The sequence below is a fragment of the Nonomuraea sp. NPDC050227 genome (assembly GCF_044459705.1).
GTDB lineage: Bacteria > Actinomycetota > Actinomycetes > Streptosporangiales > Streptosporangiaceae > Nonomuraea.
The window spans coordinates 463,409-484,569 of record NZ_JBITJF010000002.1; the positions used below are offsets into that span (position 1 = coordinate 463,409).

General features: G+C 72.8%; 20 protein-coding genes and 1 riboswitch. Of the genes, 17 read left to right on the forward strand and 3 right to left on the reverse strand.

The features are described from left to right. Positions 1 to 335 precede the first annotated feature (335 nt). From ACIBK9_RS09320 to ACIBK9_RS09335, 4 genes are read left to right on the forward strand one after another with little or no spacing between them, the layout of a single operon-like run. The gene (locus tag ACIBK9_RS09320) at positions 336 to 1,022 is read left to right on the forward strand and encodes a gamma-glutamyl-gamma-aminobutyrate hydrolase family protein (RefSeq protein WP_397156567.1); all 687 of its coding nucleotides are present in this window, start codon (positions 336 to 338) and stop codon (positions 1,020 to 1,022) included. 9 nt (positions 1,023 to 1,031) lie between these two features. Continuing rightward, positions 1,032 to 1,946 (forward strand): alpha/beta hydrolase, encoded by a 915-nt coding sequence (locus ACIBK9_RS09325; RefSeq protein ID WP_397156569.1) that lies wholly within the window; start codon positions 1,032 to 1,034, stop codon positions 1,944 to 1,946. Continuing rightward, complete coding sequence (locus ACIBK9_RS09330; protein WP_397156571.1) at positions 1,943 to 2,722, forward strand: enoyl-CoA hydratase/isomerase family protein; 780 nt, start codon at positions 1,943 to 1,945, stop codon at positions 2,720 to 2,722. The genes ACIBK9_RS09325 and ACIBK9_RS09330 overlap by 4 nt, the downstream gene beginning before the upstream one ends. A gap of 44 nt (positions 2,723 to 2,766) precedes the next feature. Beyond that, positions 2,767 to 3,318, forward strand: a complete 552-nt coding sequence (locus ACIBK9_RS09335) for a hemerythrin domain-containing protein (RefSeq protein WP_397156572.1) — start codon at positions 2,767 to 2,769, stop codon at positions 3,316 to 3,318. A 6-nt stretch (positions 3,319 to 3,324) separates the two neighbouring features. Here the strand turns inward: ACIBK9_RS09335 and ACIBK9_RS09340 are convergent, their stop codons facing one another. Together ACIBK9_RS09340 and ACIBK9_RS09345 are read right to left on the reverse strand one after the other, a co-directional pair. Continuing rightward, entirely contained in the window at positions 3,325 to 4,506 is a 1,182-nt protein-coding gene (locus tag ACIBK9_RS09340) for an acyl-CoA dehydrogenase family protein (RefSeq protein WP_358286510.1), read from the reverse strand. Positions 4,507 to 4,532: 26 nt separating this feature from the next. After that, positions 4,533 to 5,123, reverse strand: a complete 591-nt coding sequence (locus ACIBK9_RS09345) for an SAM-dependent methyltransferase (RefSeq protein WP_358286512.1) — start codon at positions 5,121 to 5,123, stop codon at positions 4,533 to 4,535. Positions 5,124 to 5,251: 128 nt separating this feature from the next. Here ACIBK9_RS09345 and ACIBK9_RS09350 point away from each other — a divergent pair, with 128 nt between their 5' ends. From ACIBK9_RS09350 to ACIBK9_RS09370, 5 genes are all read left to right on the forward strand, one after another. Then, on the forward strand, positions 5,252 to 6,844 hold the full coding sequence (locus ACIBK9_RS09350) for a sensor histidine kinase (RefSeq protein WP_397156575.1): 1,593 nt from the start codon (positions 5,252 to 5,254) through the stop codon (positions 6,842 to 6,844). Then, positions 6,841 to 7,539 (forward strand): response regulator transcription factor, encoded by a 699-nt coding sequence (locus ACIBK9_RS09355; protein WP_358286516.1) that lies wholly within the window; start codon positions 6,841 to 6,843, stop codon positions 7,537 to 7,539. The genes ACIBK9_RS09350 and ACIBK9_RS09355 overlap by 4 nt, the downstream gene beginning before the upstream one ends. 62 nt (positions 7,540 to 7,601) lie before the next feature. Continuing rightward, positions 7,602 to 8,021, forward strand: a complete 420-nt coding sequence (locus ACIBK9_RS09360; protein WP_357975597.1) for a hypothetical protein — start codon at positions 7,602 to 7,604, stop codon at positions 8,019 to 8,021. Between the two features lie 10 nt (positions 8,022 to 8,031). Beyond that, positions 8,032 to 8,622: a phosphoribosylanthranilate isomerase gene (locus tag ACIBK9_RS09365; RefSeq protein ID WP_397156577.1), complete on the forward strand. Its 591-nt coding sequence runs from the start codon at positions 8,032 to 8,034 to the stop codon at positions 8,620 to 8,622. Continuing rightward, a complete protein-coding gene (locus ACIBK9_RS09370; RefSeq protein WP_397156579.1) occupies positions 8,615 to 9,361 on the forward strand; it encodes a GNAT family N-acetyltransferase in 747 nt (248 codons plus the stop codon). The genes ACIBK9_RS09365 and ACIBK9_RS09370 overlap by 8 nt, the downstream gene beginning before the upstream one ends. 23 nt (positions 9,362 to 9,384) lie before the next feature. Here the strand turns inward: ACIBK9_RS09370 and ACIBK9_RS09375 are convergent, their stop codons facing one another. Further along, positions 9,385 to 11,019, reverse strand: a complete 1,635-nt coding sequence (locus ACIBK9_RS09375; protein WP_397156581.1) for a hypothetical protein — start codon at positions 11,017 to 11,019, stop codon at positions 9,385 to 9,387. 180 nt (positions 11,020 to 11,199) lie between these two features. Here ACIBK9_RS09375 and ACIBK9_RS09380 point away from each other — a divergent pair, with 180 nt between their 5' ends. The 8 genes from ACIBK9_RS09380 to ACIBK9_RS09415 all read left to right on the forward strand — a co-directional run bounded on the left by ACIBK9_RS09380 (position 11,200) and on the right by ACIBK9_RS09415 (position 21,150). Continuing rightward, a complete protein-coding gene (locus ACIBK9_RS09380) occupies positions 11,200 to 11,781 on the forward strand; it encodes a CDP-alcohol phosphatidyltransferase family protein (RefSeq protein ID WP_352350843.1) in 582 nt (193 codons plus the stop codon). Positions 11,782 to 11,785: 4 nt separating this feature from the next. Further along, positions 11,786 to 14,290 carry a sugar phosphate nucleotidyltransferase gene (locus ACIBK9_RS09385; RefSeq protein ID WP_397156582.1) on the forward strand — a complete coding sequence of 835 codons (2,505 nt, stop codon included), beginning with the start codon at positions 11,786 to 11,788 and terminating at the stop codon, positions 14,288 to 14,290. 261 nt (positions 14,291 to 14,551) lie between these two features. Then, the gene (locus ACIBK9_RS09390) at positions 14,552 to 15,064 is read left to right on the forward strand and encodes an FHA domain-containing protein (protein ID WP_352325615.1); all 513 of its coding nucleotides are present in this window, start codon (positions 14,552 to 14,554) and stop codon (positions 15,062 to 15,064) included. A gap of 23 nt (positions 15,065 to 15,087) precedes the next feature. Then, the gene (locus ACIBK9_RS09395) at positions 15,088 to 15,714 is read left to right on the forward strand and encodes a MerR family transcriptional regulator (protein ID WP_397156583.1); all 627 of its coding nucleotides are present in this window, start codon (positions 15,088 to 15,090) and stop codon (positions 15,712 to 15,714) included. A gap of 132 nt (positions 15,715 to 15,846) precedes the next feature. Then, entirely contained in the window at positions 15,847 to 16,317 is a 471-nt protein-coding gene (locus ACIBK9_RS09400; protein ID WP_090771501.1) for a bifunctional nuclease family protein, read from the forward strand. A 147-nt stretch (positions 16,318 to 16,464) separates the two neighbouring features. Continuing rightward, positions 16,465 to 17,085, forward strand: coding sequence for a MerR family transcriptional regulator (locus ACIBK9_RS09405; RefSeq protein ID WP_352325612.1), 621 nt, complete (start codon positions 16,465 to 16,467; stop codon positions 17,083 to 17,085). A gap of 48 nt (positions 17,086 to 17,133) precedes the next feature. Further along, positions 17,134 to 17,230, forward strand: a riboswitch (glycine riboswitch). Positions 17,231 to 17,396: 166 nt separating this feature from the next. Continuing rightward, positions 17,397 to 20,222 carry an aminomethyl-transferring glycine dehydrogenase gene (gene gcvP / locus ACIBK9_RS09410; protein WP_397156585.1) on the forward strand — a complete coding sequence of 942 codons (2,826 nt, stop codon included), beginning with the start codon at positions 17,397 to 17,399 and terminating at the stop codon, positions 20,220 to 20,222. 127 nt (positions 20,223 to 20,349) lie between these two features. Then, complete coding sequence (locus tag ACIBK9_RS09415) at positions 20,350 to 21,150, forward strand: hypothetical protein (protein ID WP_364337333.1); 801 nt, start codon at positions 20,350 to 20,352, stop codon at positions 21,148 to 21,150. Positions 21,151 to 21,161 lie beyond the last annotated feature (11 nt).

A 21,161-nucleotide genomic window follows, 5' to 3' on the forward strand; every position in this document is an offset into this window, starting at 1 on the left:
CCCATTGGACCGGAAAATCGATTCCGGCCGCGTCGGCCACCTCCTGACGGCTCCGGGTCGTGAACGCGCTGCGTGCCCCGGCACATCCGGCGCGCTCGGAAATGAGTCTTACACCACCTCTGATGCGTCACAACCGATTCACCCCAATTGCGATATGGGCTTTTCCGGCGGAGAAAATGAATAAAAGTGATTTTCGTCTTTCGGATTCCGGTGTTTCCCGCCGGGCGGCGGAGGCGTAGCATCCCGCCATGGCGGTCCTCCACCCCGGCCCGGCGAGGCCCGGCTGACCGCCGGGACGGCCTCCCGCCTGCCCTGACCCGCCCCTGGAGATCCGCATGTCCCGACCGCTCATCGGCATCACCGCCTACCTGGAGGCCGCCCGCTGGGGCGACTGGGTGCGCGAGGCCGTGCTGTCACCGCCGTCCTACGCCAAGGCGGTCGAGCGGGCCGGCGGCGCGCCGGTGCTGCTGCCGCCGCTCGACCCCCATGTCGCCGGGGACCACGTCGGCGGCCTGTCGGGCGTCCTGCTGGCCGGCGGCGCCGGCCTCGGCGCCGGGGCCTATGGCGGCGAGCACGACGAGCGCGCGCCCGAGCCGCAGCCCCACCGCGACCGGTACGAGCTGGCCCTGGCTGGGGCCGCCGTCCGGGCCGGCCTGCCGATCCTGGCCATCGCCCGCGGCCTGCACGTCCTCAACGTCGCCCAGGGCGGCACGCTGATCCCGTGGCTGCCCGAGGTGCTCGGCCACGAGCGGCACGGCGAGCCGGGCGCGGTGCACGACATCCAGGTGAGCGTGTCCAGCAGGCTCGGCAAGGCGGTCGGCGACCACGTCGAGGCGGTCGCGCCGCACCACCAGTCCGTGCGCCGGCTGGGCAGCGGCCTGCTCGCGGTGGCCTGGGCCGACGACCAGATCGTCGAGGGCGTCGAGCTCCAGGGCCACCGGTTCTGCGTCGGCGTCCAGTGGCATCCCGAACGCGGCGGGGACAATCGGCTCTTCGATGCGTTCGTCGAGGCGGCCCGCTAGGCTGCGCTCATGCCGCTGCACCCCCAGGCGCGGGACTACGTCGCCCTCTACCCGTCGGACCTCAACACCGGCCTGGCCACGCTCGACCTGGCCACGATCCAGGAGATGCGCGCGCACGACGGCTTCGCGGCCCAGCGGGGGCCGCTGACCAAACTCCCGTTCGTCCGCGACGAGCTCGCCGGCGACGTGCCGATCCGCATCTACCGCGCCGACCCCGGCGACGGCCTGCTGCCCGTCGTGGTCTACTTCCACGGCGGCGGCTGGGTCTTCGGCAGCGTCAGGCGCAACGACGCGCTCGGCCGCGACCTGGCCCTGCGCACCGGCGCCGTGGTCGTCTCGGCCGACTACCGGCTGGCCCCCGAACACCCCTTCCCGGCCGCCGCCGACGACGCCTGGACCGTCGTGCGCGACGTCTTCGCCAGGCCCGCCTTCTACCAGAGCAACGGCAGCGTGGCCGTCGTCGGCGACAGCGCGGGCGGCAACCTGGCCGCCGTCGCCGCCTGGCGGGCCGCCGGGTCCGGCATCCGGCTGGCCCACCAGGCGCTGGTCTACCCGGTGCTCGACACGGCCATGGACACCCCGAGCTACCGCGCCTACGCCAAGGGCTTCGGGCTCGACGCCGCCGAGATGGCCTGGTTCGCCGAGCGCTACGCGCCCGGCGCCGACCCCGCCGACCCGCTGCTGAGCCCCCTGCGCATCGACGACCTGACCGGCCTGCCGCCGGCCACCGTCCTCACCGCCGAGTGCGACGTGCTCAGGGACGAGGGCGAACACTACGCCCGCCGCCTGGCCGACGCCGGCGTGCCGGTGGAGGCGCGCAGGTTCGACGGCGCGATCCACGGCTTCTTCGGCCTGCCCGGCCTGTTCGACCAGGCGGCCGAGGCCAGGCAGTACATCGCCGACCGCCTGCGGGAGCACCTGTGACCTACACCAAGCTCAAGCTCGACACCCCGGCCGAGGGCGTGCTGCGCGTCACGATCAGCGAGCCCGGCAGGCTCAACGCCGTCGACATGACCGGCCACCGCGAGCTGAGCGAGATCTGGCGCGAGGCCGACCGCGACGACTCCGTCCGGGCGATCGTGGTCAGGGGCGAGGGCACGGCGTTCTCGGCCGGCGGCGACCTGTCGATGATCGAGGAGATGACCCGCGACCACGCCACCCGGATGCGCGTGTTCGCCGAGGCCCGCGACATCGTCTACAACGTGCTCAACTGCTCCAAGCCCATCGTCTCGGCCGTGCAGGGCCCGGCCGTGGGTGCCGGGCTCGCGGTGGCGCTGCTGGCCGACATCTCGGTCGCCGGCCGCACCGCGCGCATCATCGACGGCCACACCCGGCTCGGCGTCGCCGCCGGCGACCACGCCGCGATCATCTGGCCGCTGCTGTGCGGCATGGCCAAGGCCAAGTACCACCTGCTGCTGTGCGAGCCCGTCACCGGCGAGCAGGCCGAGCGCATGGGCCTGGTCAGCCTGTGCGTCGACGACGACCAGGTGCACGACAAGGCGATGGAGATCGCGGTCCGGCTCGCCCAGGGCTCCCAGGAGGCGATCCGGCTGACCAAATACTCGCTCAACAACTGGCTGCGCCTGGCCGGCCCGTCCTTCGACGCCTCGCTGGCGATGGAGTTCCTCGGCTTCACCGGCCCCGACGTGGTCGAGGGCGTGCGCGCGGTGCGCGAGAAGCGGCCGCCCTCCTTCGGCTGAGCCCGGCGCGTGTGCTTGTCCGGGCCCGGGGTAGGCGCACCCTCATGACGGACAACGATGTGGTCGACCTGCTGGTGCGCCAGCACGAGCAGATCAAGAGCCAGTTCACGGAGGTCGAGAACGCTGCCCCCGAGGACAAAGCAGCGGCTTTCCAGAGGCTGGTGCGCCTGCTGGCCGTCCACGAGACAGCAGAGGAGGAGATCGTCCACCCGTACGCGCGCCGCCACGTCGACGACGGCGACGACCTGGTGGACGAGCGCCTGGCCGAGGAGAACGCGGCCAAGGACATGCTCACCCAGATGGAGCGGGCGGGCGTCGACGACCCGCAGTTCGCGGCCAACCTGGCCACGCTGCGCAAGGCCGTCGTCGAGCACGCCGAGGCCGAGGAACGCGAGGAGTTCCCCCGGCTGAGGCAGGCCGCCGGTGCGAAGGAGCTGCACGCGATGGCGATCGGCGTCAAGGCCGCCGAGGCGCTCGCGCCCACGCACCCGCACGCCGGCGTCGAGACCGCGCCGAAGAACCTGCTGGCGGGCCCGCCCGCCGCGATCATGGACAGGGCCCGTGACGTGATCCGCAAGGCGACGGGCAGGGCCTGAGGGCCGTCAGAAACTCCGGGGCAACCCGAGCACCTGTGTCGCGAGGTAGTTGAGCAGAAGCTCCTCCGTCACGGGTGCCACCCTTCCGATACGGGCGTCGGCCAGCAGCCTGGCCACCGGGTACTCCAGCGAGTACGCCATGCCGCCGTGCGTCTGGAACGCGGCGTCGGCCGCCTCCCACGCGGCCTGGGAGGCGGTCAGCTTGGCGACGTTGGCCTCGGTGCCGCACGGCAGGCGCCGGTCGAAGGACCAGGCCGCCTTGTAGAGCATCAGCCGCGCCAGCTCGATCTTGGCCTTGACCTGCGCCAGCGGGAACGCGATGGCCTGGTTGGCGCCGATCGGGCGGCCGAACACCTCGCGCTCCTTGGCGTAGCCGACCGCCACCCGCAGCGCCACCTCGGCGCCGCCCAGCGCGGAGGCGGCCAGCAGCACCCGCTCGGGGTTGAGGATGTCCCACAGCACGGCCGCGCCGCCGTCCACCTCGCCGACCACGCTCGTGGCGGGCACCCGCAGGTCGTCGACGAACACCATGTTGGACGGCGTGGTGTTCGCGCCCATCTTGGGGATCGGCCGGAAGGACAGCTGCCCGGCGGCGACCGCCTCGGGCACGTTCACCAGGAACACGGTCAGCCCGTGGGTGCGCGGCCTGGCCTCGGCCGCCGGGACCGTCCTGGTCACCAGCAGCATCCAGGTGGCGCGCTGCACGCCGGTGATCCAGATCTTCTGGCCGTTGAGCACGTAGTCGCCGCCGTCGCGGCGGGCCGAGGTGGTGATCGCCAGCGAGTTGGAGCCGGCGTCCGGCTCGGTCAGGGCGAAGCACGTCTCGACCTCGCCCGTGGCCAGCCGGGGCAGCAGCTCGGCCCGCTGCTCGGCGGTGCCGTGCCGGGCCAGGGTGAGCGCGCCGAAGCCGGGGGTGAGCACGTACGTGAAGGCCGAGCCGCCCGCCGCGCCCGAGCTGGCCAGCGTCTCGGTGGCCACCGCCAGCTCCAGCAGCCCCTGCCCGCCCCCGCCGTACTCCTCCGGCACGGCCAGGCCCAGCCAGCCGCCCTTGGCCAGGTCGGCCCAGACCTCCTCCGGCCAGCGCTTGTCGCTCTCGCACCGCTGCCAGTAGTCGAGGTCGTAGCGGGCGCAGATCTCGGCGACGCCGCGCTGGACGGCCTGGGCGCTCTCGGGAAGGGTGAAATCCATCACGCCATCGTAGAAGTTCGTTCTGTTCAGGGTCGAGGTCTGCGGGCGTGGAAGACGAAGGCCGGCGGCGTGTTGCGCCACACCGTGCGTCCGGGCACGACCTCCTCGAACCGCTCGGCCAGCAGCGCCCGGAACCGCCGGGCCGAGCTGAGCGGGATGGCGTGGATGTAGGAGAAGGTGGTGAAGGCCGCGCCGGGGCTCATCACCGACGTCACCGCGTCCAGCAGCTCGTGCTGCAGCCCCGTGGGGAAGGCCGCCCACGGCAGGCCGCTCACCACGACGTCGGCGTGGCTCAGCCCGCGCCCGGCCAGCAGCTCGCCCAGACGCGCCGCGTCCGCGTGGGCCACGTCCACGGCGGGGAAACGCGCCGCGAGCAGCACCGCGAGCCGCTCGTTCACCTCGACGGCCAGGTGGTGGCCGCGCCCGGCCAGCCGCTGCTGGATCTCCGCCGTGAACGGGCCCGTGCCCGGCCCGAGCTCCACCACGGTCGGCTCGCCGCGCTCCGGGACCGGCGCGCAGACGGCCGCGGCCAGCCGGCGCGAACTCGGGGCGACGGCGCCGATCACGGCGGGGGCGCGCAGGAACTGGCCGAGGAACATTGCGGTGTCGTTGGACATGGCCCCGAACGTATCGGGAAGATCACCCTGTGCGCTCCCTCCTCTGGACGAACCTGCGGCCACTAGGAGGAGACGGGGTCCTCCGCGCGGAGGATCAGGTATCGGCCGAGGGTGGATAGCGTGAGGCCATGCGTTGGCGTGGTGTGCCGCTCGATGTCCTGCTCGCGGCATCAGGCGTGGGGCTGGATCTGTTGACGACGGCCCACGCGGGCGACACCGCGTACCTGCCGGCGGCGATGAACATCCCCATGGCCCTCCTGGTGGGCCTGCCCATGGGGCTCGTACGGCGGTGGCCGCTGGCCGTCACCCTCTACCTGGCCGTCTTCCTCGTGCTCAGCGACCAGCTCGGCTCCTACACCTCCAACACCGCGCAGATCCTCATCTGCGTCGCGCTCGGCGTGGTCGGCTTCCGCGTCCCGTGGCGGCCCGCCATGGCCGGCGTGGGCGCCACCGTCCTGGCCACGGCGGTCAACATCGCCGACCCCGGCATCGCGATGACCGGCAACACCTGGATGTACTCGGTGCTGCTGCCCGTCTTCCCCACCGTGCTCGGGGCCTACCTGCGCAGCTCGGCCGAGCGGCTGGAGGAGCGCGACGTCACGCCCGACGCGCTGCTGGCCGCCGGCGGCGTGGCCATCACCGTGCTCAGCACCTGGACCTCCTGGCACAGCGGCGCCCTGCCCGTGTGGGTGATCGGCCTGCTGGCCGTGGTCGGCGGGCTGTCGCTCGGCGTCGCCCGGCGCCTGCCCGGCCTGGTCCTGCTGCTGCAGGGCGTGCTGCTGATCGCCGCCGACACCTATCTCAACGACGTCGTCAACACCTGCCTGATCCTCACGCTCATCGCGATCGGCGTGTTCTCCATGCGCGTCGCCTCCTGGGCCTGGACGGGGGCCGCGTACCTCACCGGCTGCCTGCTGACCGCCATCGCCGTCGTCGGCGACGGCACCGAGATCACCCCGCTGCGCGTCGGCGTGCTGATGACGCTGGTGGCCACGCCCATCGCGATCGGCCGCTACCTCGGCATGCGGCAGGCCGCCGCCGCCGCCGAACGCCTGCGCGCCGAGGAGTCGGCCCGGCTCGCGGTCGCCCAGGTGCGCGCCGACCAGCTCGCCGAGCGCGAGCGCATCGCCCGCGACGTGCACGACATCGTGGCCCACCACGTCGGCGCCATGGTGCTGCGCGCCAGCGCCGCCCGCTACACCGCGCCCGACGGGCCGGTCGCCGACGCGCTGTCCGACATCCGCGAGACCGGCCACCAGGTGCTGCAGGACCTGCGCGACCTGCTCGACCTGCTGCGCGACCCCGACCGCGGCCCCGACCTGCTGGCCAACCCGGCCGACGTGGTCCGCGAGTCCGCCGAACGCATGGCCGCCGCCGGCCTCGTCGTCGACCTCGACCTCGATCCGGCCAGCGACCGCGCCCCGCTCATCGCCCGCGCCTCCGCCGCGCGCATCGTCCAGGAAGGTCTCACCAACGTGCTCAAACACGCCGGACCCGGCACCCGGGTCCGCGTCACCGTGGCCCCCGCGCAGGAGGGGTTGTCCATCGAGATCCGCAACGGCCGCCCGCCCACCGTCATCGAGCGGCTGCCCTCCTCCGGCCGCGGCCTGGCCGGCATGCGCGAACGGGTGCGCGCCCTCGGGGGTACCCTCAGCGCCGGCCCCGACGGCGACGGCGGCTGGCTGCTGCTGGCCAGCCTGCCCGCCAGGAGCGCCGCGTGATCCGCGTCCTGGTGGCCGACGACCAGGCGCTGGTCCGCGCGGGCGTGCGCATGCTGCTGCAGGCCGCAGGGGACATGGAGGTCGTCGGCGAGGCCGAGGACGGCGCCGAGGCCGTCCGCCTGGCCGAACGCCACGTGCCCGACGTCATCCTCATGGACCTGCGCATGCCCCGCGTGGACGGCCTGGAGGCGACCCGGCGGGTGCTGGCGGCCCGCCCGGCGGCCCGCGTGGTCGTGCTCACCACCTTCGCCGAGGACGCCGACGTGCACGCCGCCCTGCGCGCCGGCGCCGTCGGCTTCCTGGTCAAGGACGACGAGCCGGAACGCATGGTCGACGCCGTGCGCAGGGCCGCCGCGGGGGAGCAGCTGCTGGCCCCCTCGGTGCTGCGCCGGGTCGTGGAACGGTTCCTGGCCGCCGAGGAGCAGGCCGCCGTGCCGCCGCCGTCCGGGCTGACCGAGCGGGAGCTGGAGGTGCTCGCCCTGGTCGGCACCGGCCTGTCCAACGCCGAGATCGCCGAGGAGCTGCACGTCGGCGTCACCACCGTCAAGACGCACATCGCCGCCGCCATGGACAAGCTCGGCCTGCGCAACCGCATCCAGGCCGCCGTGGTCGCCCACCGCTCCGGTCTCGTGGACGCCGCCTTCCGCCCGGTCCGTCCGCCACGTGGGGGACCGGGAGGTCATCCCGCAGGCTGACGACCGCAGGCGGCCGTCCTCGACACGATGTGGGTCCTTCGTTCGCAGAAAGGATCCACATCATGGGGGAGACACAGGTCATGCCGCGTCCCGGCACGACCCGGCAGGTGTCGGCCGGGCTGCTCTACAGCCTGCGCGTCGCCATCATCGCCCAGGCGGCCGCGCTGCTGGTGGCCGCCTCGTTCGCCGGGCAGGCCGTGTCGGCGGGCGGCGGCCCGGTGGCCGAGACGCACGTCATGGCGGGCATGGTCGTCCACCTGGTGGCGCTCGTGCAGATCGTGCTGGCGATCCTGGTCTGGCGGCCAGGACGCGGCGCCGGCTGGCCGGTGTGGGCCAGCGTCGCGCTGTTCGTCGTGGGCGGCCTCCAGCACGTCACCTGGCTCTGGCTGGGCGCCCACCTGCCCAACGGGGTGCTGCTGTTCGGCCTCATCGGCGCGCTGCTGATCTGGTCGTGGTCGCCGTCGGCGTCGCGGCGCCGCTAAGGTCTGAGGTGTGTATGTGAAGATCTGCGGGTTGAGCGAGCCCGAGCACGTCGAGGCCGCCGTCGAGGCGGGCGCCGACGCCATCGGGTTCGTGCTCACCCGGAGCCCGCGCAGGGTCACGCCCGAGCGGGCGGCCGAGCTGGCCGCGCCGATCCCGGCCCACGTGCTCACCGTGGGCGTCTTCCGGGGCGAGACCCCCGAGGAGGTCCGGGCCGCCGCGCTGGCCTCGGGCGTGCGCGCCGTGCAGCTGCACGGCCACCACCCCCACGCCGACTTCACCACGCTGAAGGACCTCGGCCGGCCGCTCGTGCGGGCCGTCGACGCCGCCGCCGACCTGCGGTGCGGCGCCTTCGACGAAGACCTGCTCATCGTCGACGCCCCGCGTCCCGGCTCGGGGGAGCCCTGGGACTGGGCGGCGGTGCGCGGCCGCCCGTCCGGCCGGTGGATGCTGGCCGGCGGGCTCGACCCGGCCAACGTGGCGCAGGCCGCCGAGGCCGCCGGCGCGTGGGGGGTCGACGTGTCCAGCGGCGTCGAGACCGCGCCGGGCGTCAAGGACTCCGCCCTGATCAGGGCCTTCCTGCGGGCCGCGCGCGGTGGCTGACGAGCTGGCGCGGGCCCTTTCCTTCGTGCACGGCTTCGCCCGCCGCAAGGCGCCCGTCGTCGCGCCGGTCCCCGGCGGGTTCGCGGTGCTCGACGAGCGCTACCCGATGTCGCACGACGACAACAAGCTCGTGGTGTGGAACGGCCGCCCGGGCCCGGTGCTCGCGGCCGCCGAGGAGCGGCTCGCCGGGCTCGGCCACCGGCTGGTGTGCGTCGACGACGACCGGCTGGGCCAGGAGTTCCGGCCCGCCTTCGCCGCCGCCGGCTACGGCCACGAGACGAACGTCGTCATGGCCTTCCGCGGCCCCCGCCCCGCCGCGTCCGCCGCCACCGAGCGGCTCGCGTTGGAGGAGCTGCTGCCCGTGCTGCGCGAGGAGTGGCGCGCCTCGCTGCCGCAGGCGTCGCAGGGCGTGGTCGACGGGCTCGCCGCCCGCGCCGCGGCCCGCGCGTCCGGCGCGGACCGGGTCGAGTTCCACGCCGTACGCGCCCCCGGCGGGCAGATCGCCGCCCACGCCGACCTCTACGTGCACGAAGGCGTCGCCCAGATCGAGAACGTCTACACCCTGGAGCGCCACCGCGGCCAGGGCTTCGCCCGCGCCCTGCTGACCACGCTGCTGGCCGCCACGGCCGGTGCCGAGCTGACGTTCCTGGTCGCCGACGCCGCCGACTGGCCGCGCGAGTTCTACGCCCGCCTCGGCTTCGAGCCGGTGGGCCACACCCACGCCTTCCTGCGCACCTGACCGCCCCGAAGAGCCGGTGGCGCTCAGGCGCCCACCCAGCGGGCCAGGGCCACCGCGGCGGGGCCCAGCAGGGCCAGCACGGCTCCCGACAACGCGTGCACCACCGTGTACGCCAGCAGCGGCGTCCCGTTCCCCGACATCGCGCGCACCCCGCCCAGGACGGTCGTCAGGCCGTGCTGCCCGGTCACCGCCCCCAGCACCAGCGGCGGCGGCGACATCATCAGCTTGGCCCCCATGGCCAGCGAGATCACCACCGGCACGGCGGCCGTGGCGACCGCGCCCAGGGCCACCTGCCAGGCGTGCCGCGCCACCAGTTCCACCGCCGCGGGCCCGGCCGACAGCCCGAGCGCCGCCACGAACACACCGAGCGCCACCTCGCCCACCACCCGCGCGGCGCCCGCGTCGTACTGCCCGAAACTGGCCCGTCCCGCCCGCGCCCGGCCGAACACCAGCCCGGCCGCCAGGCAGCCGAGCGACGCCGTCAGGCCGCCCGCCAGGCCCGCCACCAGCCCCACCACGAGCCCGGCGGCCAGGTAGACGACGTCGGCCCGCCGCCCGGCGTCCGCCCGCGCCCCGAGCCAGGACGCCGCCCGGTCCACGTCCCGCTTCAGCCCGGTCACCCGCACCACGTCACCGGCGCACAGCTGCGTGCCGGGCCGGACCGGCAACCGGCACCCCACCCGCCGCACCTCGCACACGTGCAGGTCCTGCACCCCCTGGCCGGACAGCCCGGCGCGCAGGTCGCGCACGGTCGCCGGCGGCCGGCCCCCGAGCATGACGTCGGCCACCTCCACGTCCAGGTCGAGCTCCCGTCCGCCCGGCACCTCGGGCCCGACCACCGCGCCGGCGTTGACGACGTCCTGCCGCACGCCGACCACCACGACCTCGTCGTCCCGCTGCAGCAGCGTGTCGGGGCCGAACGGGATCGGGCGGCCGTTCCTGCGCAGCCGCTCCACCGAGACCCGGGTGCCCATGGCGATCTCCGCCTGCCCGACCGTCCTGCCCTCGCCGGTGGTGACCTGGTGGGCCCGGCCCAGCACCGCCGGCGGCGGCGTCTCCTCCGCGCCGTCCAGCCGCCGCCACAGCGCCGCGGCCTCCTCCCGGGGGTCGAACCGGAGCGCCGCGGGCGCGGCGCGCACGGTCAGCAGCGCGACGGTGACCAGGGCGAGGAGGTAGGACAGGACGTACGCGGGCCCGAGCGCCTGCTGCGCGATCCCGGCGGCATGCAGGGCGTCGGCCGCCGTGCCCAAGGCCACCGGCCCGGCCGCCGCCCCGGCGACCAGCCCGGCGGTGGTGCCAGGGTCGAGCCCGAGCGCGTCCGCGACCAGCGCGGCGACCGCCAGCGCCCCGACGACCTCGACGACCGTGAACCACAGGTACCGCAGGTTGCGCCCGGAGAACGCGGCGAAGAAGGCGGGCCCGAGGGTGTAGCCGAGGGTGAAGGCGAAGATCGAGAACGCGATCACCCGCACCTGCTGGTGGACCTCGACGCCGCCGGTCAGCAGCCCGACGGCGAGGGCGGCGGCCAGCGTCCCGGCCGCGCCGCCGAGTGCCACCCCGCGGAACCTGAGCCTGCCCAGGGCGAACCCGAGGGCCAGGCAGAGGAACAAGGCGATCTCCGGCGCGTCCCGCAGCACGCCGGACTCCCAGGGCCACATCCGATCCCCCCAAGGCAGGCTGGCAGCGCGGGGGGATCGATCATCCAGCCTTTTCCCGCCTCCACATGCCGCGAAACGCCATCAACCCCCGTCGGCCCCGCGTCCGTGCGGGGGCGTGCGAGCGGGGAATGGTCCCTGGTGGGGCGTCTGTGCCGGAGTTCCACGCAGTAGGGTCTCTGCGTGAGCGAAACTTCCGCCGAGGACCGGATCTGGACGGTTCCCAACCTGCTGAGCTTCCTGCGCCTGCTCGGCGTGCCCGTGTTCCTCTGGTTGGTCCTGGGGCCCAGGGCGGACGGGTGGGCCATCGCCATCCTCATCGTGGCCGGGTTCACCGACTGGCTCGACGGCAAGATCGCTCGCGCGTTCAACCAGACCAGCAAGCTCGGCCGGGTGATCGACCCGGCCGCCGACAAGCTGTACGTCTTCGCCACGATCCTGGCGTTGCTGCTGCGCGAGGTCATCCCGTGGTGGCTGGTGGCCGTCATCGTGGCGAGGGAGCTCTTCGTCGCCTGTTCGTTCCCCGTACTTCGCAAACACGGATATAAGGCACTTCAGGTGCATTTCCTGGGCAAGGCTGCCATGTTCAACCTCATGTACGCCTTCCCGCTGCTCTTCCTCGCCTCCCACACCGGGTGGTATGCCGATATAGCGCGAATTGCCGGGTGGGCCTTCGCGATCTGGGGCACCGGCCTGTATTGGTGGGCAGGGATCCTGTATGTGGTGCAGGTGCGCCAACTCGTAACCGCGACCACGAAGGAGTGATCGGGTGAAGGCGGTCGTCATGGCGGGCGGGGAGGGGACTCGGCTGCGTCCGATGACCGCCAACCAGCCCAAACCTCTGCTCCCGGTGGCCAACCGCCCGATCATGGAACACGTCCTGCGCCTGCTCAAACGGCACGGCATCACCGAGACGGTGGTCACCCTGCAGTTCCTGGCCGCCCTCGTGCGCAACTACTTCGGCGACGGCGACGAGCTGGGCATGAACCTCCAGTACGCCACCGAGGACCTGCCGCTCGGCACCGCGGGCAGCGTCAAGAACGCCGCCGCCCGCCTGCGCGACGACCGCTTCCTGGTCATCTCCGGCGACGCCCTCACAGATATCGACTTATCCGACATGATCCGTTTTCATCGCGAAAATTCGGCTCTTGTCACCATCGGCCTGAAACGCGTTCCCAACCCGCTCGAATTCGGGATCATCATCCTCGACGAGAACGGACGCGTTCAGCGCTTCCTGGAGAAGCCCACCTGGGGCCAGGTCTTCTCCGACACCGTCAACACCGGCATCTACGTCATGGAGCCCGAGATCCTCGACGCCGTGGCCGACGGCGAACCGGTCGACTGGTCCTCCGACGTCTTCCCCGCCCTCCTGGAACGCGGCGCCCCCATCTACGGCTACGTCGCGGGCGGCTACTGGGAGGACGTCGGCACCCACGCCAGCTACCTCAAGGCCCAGGCCGACGCGCTGTCCGGCCGGGTCCGCCTCGACATCGGCGGCTTCGAGCTCTCCCCGGGCGTCTGGGTGGCCGACTCGGCCACGGTCGACCCCGACGCCGTCCTGAAGGGCCCGCTGCTGATCGGCGACTACGCCAAGGTGGAGGCGGGCGCCGAACTGCGCGAGTACACCGTGCTCGGCAACAACGCGGTCGTGCGCGAGGGTGCCTTCCTGCACCGCGCGGTCGTCCACGACAACGTCTACGTCGGTCCCGGCGCCCATCTGCGCGGCTGCGTCATCGGCAAGAGCACCGACGTCATGGGCGGCGCCCGGGTCGAGGAGAACGCCGTCATCGGCGACGAGTGCGTCATCGAGGCCGAGGCGTACGTCTCCAGCGGCGTCAAGGTCTACCCGTTCAAGACCATCGAGGCCGGCGCGGTCGTCAACACCAGCGTCATCTGGGAGTCGCGCGGCCAGCGCAACCTGTTCGGCCCGCGCGGGGTCAGCGGCCTGGTCAACGTCGAGATCACCGCCGAGCTGTGCGTCCGGCTGGCCGGCGCGTACGCCACCACCCTGCGCAAGGGCGCCTACGTCGTCACCTCCCGCGACTGCTCCCTGGCCGCCAGGGCGCTCAAGCGGGCCGTCATCGGCGCCCTGACCGCCGCCGCGATCAACGTCCTGGACCTGGAGGCCGCGCCGCTGCCGGTGGCCCGCTTCCACACCGCCCGCGAGTCGGCCGCCGGCGGCATCGCCCTGCGCACCACGCCCGGCGACCCGCAGAGCGTCGACATCGTCATCATGGACGACCGCGGCGCCGACCTGCCCCCGGCCGCCCAGCGCAAGCTGGAGCGGGTCTTCTCCCGCCAGGAGTACCGGCGGGCCTTCCCCGGCGAGATCGCCGAGCTGCACTACCCGGCCAGGGCCGTCGAGGGCTACACGCACGAGCTGATGCGGGCCATCGGCGTCACCGGCGTCAAGGACATGAAGGTCGTGGTCGACTGCGCCGGCGGCACCTCGTCCCTGGTGATGCCCACGCTGCTCAGCCGCGCCGGCGTCGAGGTGCTCACCGTCAACGCCCGGCTGGACGACGTCTCGCCCACCGAGACGCTGGCCGAGCGCCGCCGCGACCTGCAACGGCTGTCGGAGCTGGTCAGCTCCTCGCGGGCGGCCTTCGGCGTGCGCTTCGACCCGGTCGGCGAACGCATCGCCCTGGTGGACGAGACCGGCCAGCTCATCAGCGAGGAACGCGCCCTGCTGGTCGTGCTGGACCTGGTGGCGGCCGAGCGCCGGGGCGGCCGGGTGGCCCTGCCGGTCACCACCACGCGGGTCGCCGAGCAGGTCTGCCGCTTCCACGGCGTGCAGGTGCAGTGGACCTCGACCGCGCTCGACGCCCTGACCTCCGCCGCCCAGGGCCCCGACATGATCTTCGCGGCCGACGGGCGCGGCGGGTTCGTCGTGCCGGAGTTCAGCCCGGCCATCGACGGCCTGGCCGCGTTCATGCGCCTGCTGGGCCTGGTGGCCCGCACCCGGCTGTCGCTCAGCCAGATCGACGCCAGGATCCCCGAGGTCAAGCTGCTGCGGCGGAGCGTCCCGACCCAGTGGGCGGCCAAGGGCGCGGTGATGCGCTCGGTCATCGAGGCCGCCGAGGCCGAGCCCGACGGCTGGCGCGTGGACACCACCGACGGCGTGCGGGTCGCCCGCGACGACGGGTCGTGGGTGCTGATCCTGCCCGCCGCCGCCGAGCCGGTCACCGACCTGTGGGCCGAGGCCCCCGACATGGACGGCGCGCAGGCACTGCTCGAACGGTGGGCCCGCGTGGTCGAGCAGGCGGCCGTCTGATCACGTAGAGTAGCGGAAAAGCCTTCGCCCGAGATGTGCGCGCGGAGTGCCGCAAGATCGTAATGTAGAAACGCGCGGCGGCATGGACCACGGGGTGGGGGCGGCGGTAACTTTGTCAGCGTCCGAACCGCAGTCCAGCGCCCCGCCTTGACCTTTGCCGCTGATCAGCGTAAGTTGCGGCATTCGCAAACTTGAAGAGCGAAGGCAGGCGCGTCCCCAGCACCGTCGCCGCGTCTTCGCGGTAGGAGGCCGAGCCGATCGATGCCGAGCGTCTACTGCACGCAGTGCGGGCACGCCAACCCCGAGGATGCCCGTTTCTGTTCCCGCTGTGGGTCACCGCTGACCAGACCCGAGGTCTCCGGGGACACCACGTCGACGATCTCGGTCGCGGGAATCGAGGCGTACGAGGCTGAGACAGGCGACATGCTCCTGGCCGAACGGGCGCTGGTCGAACAGCTCCCGCCCGGCACGGCGTTGCTCACGGTCACCAGGGGGCCCAACCAGGGCAGCCGGTTCCGGCTGGACAAAGACCTCACCACGACCGGGCGCCACCCGGAGAGCGACATCTTCCTCGACGACATCACCGTCTCCCGTCGCCACGTCGAGTTCTACCGCCACCGCGGCGGCCAGTTCTCCGTACGCGACGTGGGCAGCCTCAACGGCACCTACGTCAACCGGGAGCGCATCGAGGAGGTTCCCCTGCACTCCGGAGACGAGGTGCAGATCGGCAAGTTCCGCCTCGTCTTCCTGATGAGGGTCAACGCCGGCGCATGAGCTCACAGGCGGCACGCTCGCACATGAGCATCGGGGAGGTGCTCGCCCTGCTGCAGGGCGAGTTCCCCGACGTCACCGTGTCCAAGATCCGCTTCTTGGAGGGTGAGGGGCTGATCGAGCCCGAGCGCAGCCCCTCGGGCTACCGCAAGTTCACCCATCTCCACGTCGAGCAGTTGCGTTTCATCCTGACCGAGCAGCGCGACCACTACCTGCCGCTGCGGGTGATCAAGGACAAGATGGCCGAGAGCTTCGGCCGTCCGCGCGCGGTGCAGCAGGCCCAGGAGATCCGCTACGACCGGGCCCAGCTGCTGGAGGCGGCCGGCATCGACGAGGAGACCCTCGCCGAGCTGGAGGACTACGGCCTGCTGGCCCCCGTGGCCAGGCGCTACGACGAGGAGGCGCTGAAGATCGCGCGCAGCGTCGGCGCCCTGGCCCGCTTCGGCCTGCACGCCCGCCACCTGCGCGCGATCAAGGCCGCCGCCGAGCGGGAGTGCGGGCTGGTCGAGCAGACCGTCGCGCCCATTCTCAAGCGGCGCGCGCCCGGCGCCATCGGCGAGGCCGACGAGGCCGCCAGGGAGTTGTCCACGCTCCTGCTCGACCTGCACGCCTCCCTGGTGCGCCTCGGCGTCAGGTCTGTCCTGGGCCGCTGAGGGCACAGAGCTGGAAGGCCGGGGCACATTCCAGGCCTGCCGGGTGTTACGTTGAAATGCATAAGCGTGTAGCAGAAACGACCCAGTCAACAGCTGTGCCGGGCGACCGGCCGGCCGAATACGGAGCAGCCCGTGTTGCAGATGGAGGTCGTGGGCGTTCGAGTTGAGATGCCCACAAACCAGCCGATCGTCTTGCTCAAGGAGGCACACGGGGAACGGTTCCTTCCGATCTGGATCGGCATGACCGAGGCGACCGCGATCGCCCTGGCGCAGGCCGAGGAGCCGCCGCCCCGGCCGCTCACCCACGACCTGTTCAGGGACGTGCTGAGCGCGCTCGGCGTCGGGCTGCGCGCGGTCAACATCGTGGCCCTGCGTGACGGCATCTTCTTCGCCGACCTGGTGTTCTCCAACGGCGTGGAGGTCAGCGCCCGCCCCTCCGACTCGATCGCCCTGGCGCTGCGCACCGGCGCGCGCATCTTCGCCAGCGAAGAGGTGGTCCAGGAGGCCGGCGTGATCATCCCTGACGACCAGGAGGACGAGGTGGAGAAGTTCAGGGAGTTCCTTGACACGATCACTCCCGAGGACTTCGGCAGGGCGGGGTAGGTATTTCAGTGCATTTACGCTTCACGACGCGCCGAGCCGGATCGTTGACTGAGCATGGTCACGGTCCTACGGTGCAAGTGAAACCCGTGGTCGCCCTTTACGAACCCCCAGATCAGGCCATGGGATGAGAGAAAGCCGGAGGTCCGCGTGGCGGTCAGCAGCGGCGAGGGAAAGACGGCCGGCCAGGAAGATCCGGTGCGGCGCGAGAGCGCGCGGCAGCGTGCCGGAGAGCAGGGACTGCTCTTCGACGAGCAGCCCGCGACGGTGCCCGACGACATCGGATACCGCGGGCCCACAGCCTGCTCGGCAGCCGGCATCACCTACAGGCAGCTCGACTACTGGGCGCGCACGGGCCTGGTCGAGCCCACGATAAGAGCCGCGCACGGCTCGGGCTCGCAGCGGCTCTACAGCTTCCGCGACATCCTGGTGCTCAAGGTCGTCAAGCGGCTGCTCGACACCGGGGTGTCGTTGCAGCAGATCCGCACCGCGGTGCAGCATCTGCGTGACCGCGGGGTCGCCGACCTCGCGCAGATCACGCTCATGAGCGACGGTGTCAGCGTCTACGAGTGCACCTCGGCCGACGAGGTGATCGATCTCCTCCAGGGCGGCCAGGGCGTGTTCGGCATCGCGCTCGGCCGGGTCTGGCGAGAGGTCGAGGGCTCCCTCGCGGAGCTGCCGGGGGAACGGGCGGCGGTCGAGGACACCGTCCCGGCCGACCATCCCGCTGACGAGCTCGCCAAGCGGCGTCGCGCACGCCGCACGGGGTGAGCTGAACCGCTGAACACACCGTAGTAATCTAGGACAGAGTAAGGCTGATGACCCCGTGCGGGAGAGTCCCTGGGCTGCGGTCCTGGGGCGCCGAAGGAGCAACCCTCCCCGGAATCTCTCAGGCATCCCGTACCGCTCGGGTGAGGCAACTCTGGAAAGCAGGTGCGCCCGCCAGGCGCACCTCACCGACGGTGCAAGCCCCACGGTGGGGTGAAGCTCTCAGGTCGCGATGACGTCGCGATGACAGAGGGGGAGATCCGGCACTCGCCCGCGCCCTGGCGCCGGTCTCCAAGCCTCGGGAGGCAACCTCCATGACCGACCTGTCCGCTCCGCCGTTCTCGTCCAGGCACATCGGCCCATCGGAGTCCGAGCAGCAGCGCATGCTCGAGGCCGTGGGCTTCGAGTCCGTCGGCGATCTGGTGGCCGTGGCCGTGCCCGAGGCCATCAGGGTCAAGGACCGGCTCAAGCTGCCGGCCGCCGCGAGCGAGACCGAGGCCATCGCCGAGCTGCGCGAGCTGGCCTCCCGCAACCGGGTGCTGACCTCCATGATCGGCCTGGGCTACTACGACACCGTCACGCCCGCCGTCATCCGGCGCAACCTGCTGGAGAACCCGGGCTGGTACACCGCCTACACGCCGTACCAGCCGGAGATCTCGCAGGGCCGCCTGGAGGCGCTGCTGAACTTCCAGACGGTCGTCTCCGACCTGACCGGCCTCGACGTCGCCGGCGCCTCCCTGCTGGACGAGGCCACCGCCGCGGCCGAGGCCATGACGCTGGCCCGCCGGGCCGGCAGGTCCAAGAGCGACGTGTTCGTGGTCGACGCCGACACGCTGCCCCAGACCAAGGCCGTGCTGGCCACCCGCGCCGAGCCGCTCGGCATCACGCTGGTCGAGCACGACCTCGACGGCGAGCTGCCCGAGTGCTTCGGCGTGCTCGTCCAGTACCCGGGCGCCTCGGGCCGCCTGCGCGACTTCCGCGACGTGGCCGCCAGGGCGCACGAGGCCGGCGCGCTCGTCGTGGCCGCCGCCGACCTGCTGGCCCTCACGCTGGTGGCCGCCCCCGGCGAGCTGGGCGCCGACATCGCCGTCGGCTCCTCCCAGCGCTTCGGCGTCTCCTTCGGGTTCGGCGGGCCGCACGCGGCCTACATGTCCGTACGCGAGGGCCTGCAGCGGCAGATGCCCGGCCGGCTGGTCGGCGTGTCGGTCGACGTCGACGGCGACCCCGCCTACCGGCTGGCCCTGCAGACCCGCGAGCAGCACATCCGCCGCGAGAAGGCCACCAGCAACATCTGCACCGCCCAGGTCCTGCTGGCCGTGATCGCCGGCATGTACGCCGTCTACCACGGCCCCGAGGGCCTGCGCCGGATCGCGCACCGCGTGCACCGGCACGCCGTCGCGCTGGCCGGCGGGCTGCGCGAGGCCGGCCTGGAGGTCGTGCACGGCGAGTTCTTCGACACCGTGCTCGTCCGGGTGCCCGGCAGGGCCGCCGAGGTGGTGGCCGCCGCCGCCGAGCGGGGCGTCAACCTGTGGCAGGCCGGCGACGACCACGTCTCGATCGCCTGCGACGAGAAGACCGGCGCCGCCGAGCTGGTCAAGGTGTGGGCCGCCTTCGGCGTCGAGCGCGAGGAGGTGGCGCTGGAGGCCGACGCGCTGCCGGCCGAACTGCTGCGCGAGTCGGACTACCTGACCCACCCGGTCTTCCACAGCCACCGCTCCGAGACCGCGATGCTGCGCTACCTGCGCAGGCTCCAGGACAAGGACATCGCGCTCGACCGTTCGATGATCCCGCTCGGCTCGTGCACGATGAAGCTGAACGCGACCACCGAGATGGAGCCGATCACCTGGCCGGAGTTCGCCGGCGTGCACCCGTACGCGCCGGAGGCCCAGACCGAGGGCTACCGGGAGCTCATCGGTACGCTGGAGGGCTGGCTGGCCGAGGTGACCGGCTACGACGCGGTCTCCATCCAGCCGAACGCCGGCTCCCAGGGCGAGTTCGCCGGCCTGCTGGCCATCCGCGCCTACCACCAGGCCAACGGCGACACCGAGCGGGACGTGTGCCTGATCCCGTCCTCGGCCCACGGCACGAACGCGGCCAGCGCCGTCATGGCGGGCATGCGGGTCGTCGTCGTGGCCTGCGACAACGACGGCAACATCGACCTGGCCGACCTCGACGCCAAGATCGCCAAGCACCGCGACAAGCTCGCCGCGATCATGGTGACGTACCCGTCCACGCACGGCGTGTACGAGGAGTCGATCACCGAGGTCTGCGCCAAGGTGCACGAGGCCGGCGGCCAGGTCTACGTCGACGGCGCCAACCTCAACGCCCTGGTGGGCCTGGCCAAGCCGGGCGAGTTCGGCGCCGACGTGTCCCACCTCAACCTGCACAAGACGTTCTGCATCCCGCACGGCGGCGGCGGCCCCGGCGTCGGCCCGGTCGCGGTCCGCGGCCACCTGGCGGCCTATCTGCCCGGCCACCCGCTGCGCGACGGCGGCCCGGTCGGTCCGGTCTCGGCCGCCCCGTACGGCTCGGCGGGCATCCTGCCGATCTCGTGGGCGTACGTGCGGATGATGGGCTCCGAGGGCCTCACGGCGGCCACCGAGCAGGCCATCCTGTCGGCCAACTACCTGGCCCGGCGGCTGGCCCCGCACTACCCGGTGCTCTACACCGGCCGCGGCGGCCTGGTGGCCCACGAGTGCATCGTGGACCTGCGCCAGATCACCAAGGAGACCGGCGTCACCGTCGACGACGTGGCCAAGCGCCTGATCGACTACGGCTTCCACGCGCCGACCATGTCGTTCCCGGTGGCCGGGACGCTGATGATCGAGCCGACCGAGAGCGAGGACCTGGACGAGCTCGACCGGTTCGTGGACGCCATGATCGCCATCCGCGGCGAGATCGCCAAGGTGGCCTCCGGCGACTACGACAAGACCGACAACCCGCTGCGCAACGCGCCGCACACGGCCGAGTCGGTCACCGCCGACGAGTGGGCCCACCCGTACTCGCGGACCGAGGCGGCCTACCCGGTGGCCTCGCTGCGCGAGGGCAAGTACTGGGTGCCGGTGCGCCGCATCGACCAGGCGTACGGCGACCGCAACCTGGTGTGCTCCTGCCCGCCGCTGGAGGCGTACGAGGACTGATCCGCCCACGCGGGTCCCCGCCCGGGGGCCCGCGCCGGATCTGGCCCAGTCCTGCACCGTCAAGTGAGCAGACATGATCGCGACGAGCCGTTAGGCTCGGTGCGATCCGTCGCCTGAAGGAGCTCTCTTGACGTTCTCAGAGCTGGAGACCCCGCCTCTCGACACCGCCCGCCGCCTGGCCGAGGGCGGCGACCTGGAGGGTGCGGCGGCGATCCTGACCGAGCTGGTCGCCGACCCCGACAGCCCCGACCGGGCCCAGGCGGCCGTGGGGCTGGCCGTGGTGCTCGACGAGCGCGGCGACACCGAGGCCGCCCGCGCCGCGGCCCGCACCGCGCTGGCCACCGGCCATCCCGAGTACGCCGCCCAGGCCGCCTGCCACCTGGCCCAGGGTTTCGAGCGCGAGGGCCGCGACGACCAGGCCAGGGCCGCCTGGCAGGCGGTGCTCGGCGTCGGCACGCCGGCCTACGTCCCGCTGGCGCACCTCGCGCTGGCCCGGCTGGCCGGCAGCCCGCAGGAGGCCGGCAAGGAGCTGCGCTCCGCCCTCGACGCGAGCCTTGACTCAGGCGACGCCGAGGCCGCCGCGCACGCGGCCCGCCAGCTCGCCGAGACGCTGCTGGAGTACGGCGACCCGGGGGAGGCCGCCGGGCTGCTGCTGGACGCGCTGGAGTTCGCCCCGGCGCGGGAGCTGCCGGGGCTGCGGGTGCTGCTCGGCATCGCGCACCTGGAACTGGCCTGCGCCGAGTTCGCCGAGGCCGTCGAGAGCGGGGCCGACCCCCAGACGGGCGCGCTGGCCATCGAGCTGCTGGCGCGCACGCTGCCGCTGCGCGGCCGCACCGAGGACGCCGGCCAGGTGTGGACCTACGGCCTCGAACACGAGGACCAGACCATGGCCGCCGAGGTCCGGCTGCGCTTCCACCGCGACACCTGAGTGCCGTGCGG

Bases quoted from the DNA above. Each gene is read 5' to 3' on its own strand.
- gcvP (WP_397156585.1), top strand. From the start codon at position 17,397: ATGACCGACCTGTCCGCTCCGCCGTTCTCGTCCAGGCACATCGGCCCA.
- ACIBK9_RS09345 (WP_358286512.1), bottom strand. From the start codon at position 5,123: ATGTCCAACGACACCGCAATGTTCCTCGGCCAGTTCCTGCGCGCCCCC.
- ACIBK9_RS09395 (WP_397156583.1), top strand. From the start codon at position 15,088: ATGAGCATCGGGGAGGTGCTCGCCCTGCTGCAGGGCGAGTTCCCCGAC.
- ACIBK9_RS09340 (WP_358286510.1), bottom strand. From the start codon at position 4,506: ATGGATTTCACCCTTCCCGAGAGCGCCCAGGCCGTCCAGCGCGGCGTC.
- ACIBK9_RS09390 (WP_352325615.1), top strand. From the start codon at position 14,552: ATGCCGAGCGTCTACTGCACGCAGTGCGGGCACGCCAACCCCGAGGAT.
- ACIBK9_RS09350 (WP_397156575.1), top strand. From the start codon at position 5,252: ATGCGTTGGCGTGGTGTGCCGCTCGATGTCCTGCTCGCGGCATCAGGC.
- ACIBK9_RS09360 (WP_357975597.1), top strand. From the start codon at position 7,602: ATGGGGGAGACACAGGTCATGCCGCGTCCCGGCACGACCCGGCAGGTG.
- ACIBK9_RS09375 (WP_397156581.1), bottom strand. From the start codon at position 11,019: ATGTGGCCCTGGGAGTCCGGCGTGCTGCGGGACGCGCCGGAGATCGCC.
- ACIBK9_RS09335 (WP_397156572.1), top strand. From the start codon at position 2,767: ATGACGGACAACGATGTGGTCGACCTGCTGGTGCGCCAGCACGAGCAG.
- ACIBK9_RS09320 (WP_397156567.1), top strand. From the start codon at position 336: ATGTCCCGACCGCTCATCGGCATCACCGCCTACCTGGAGGCCGCCCGC.
- ACIBK9_RS09325 (WP_397156569.1), top strand. From the start codon at position 1,032: ATGCCGCTGCACCCCCAGGCGCGGGACTACGTCGCCCTCTACCCGTCG.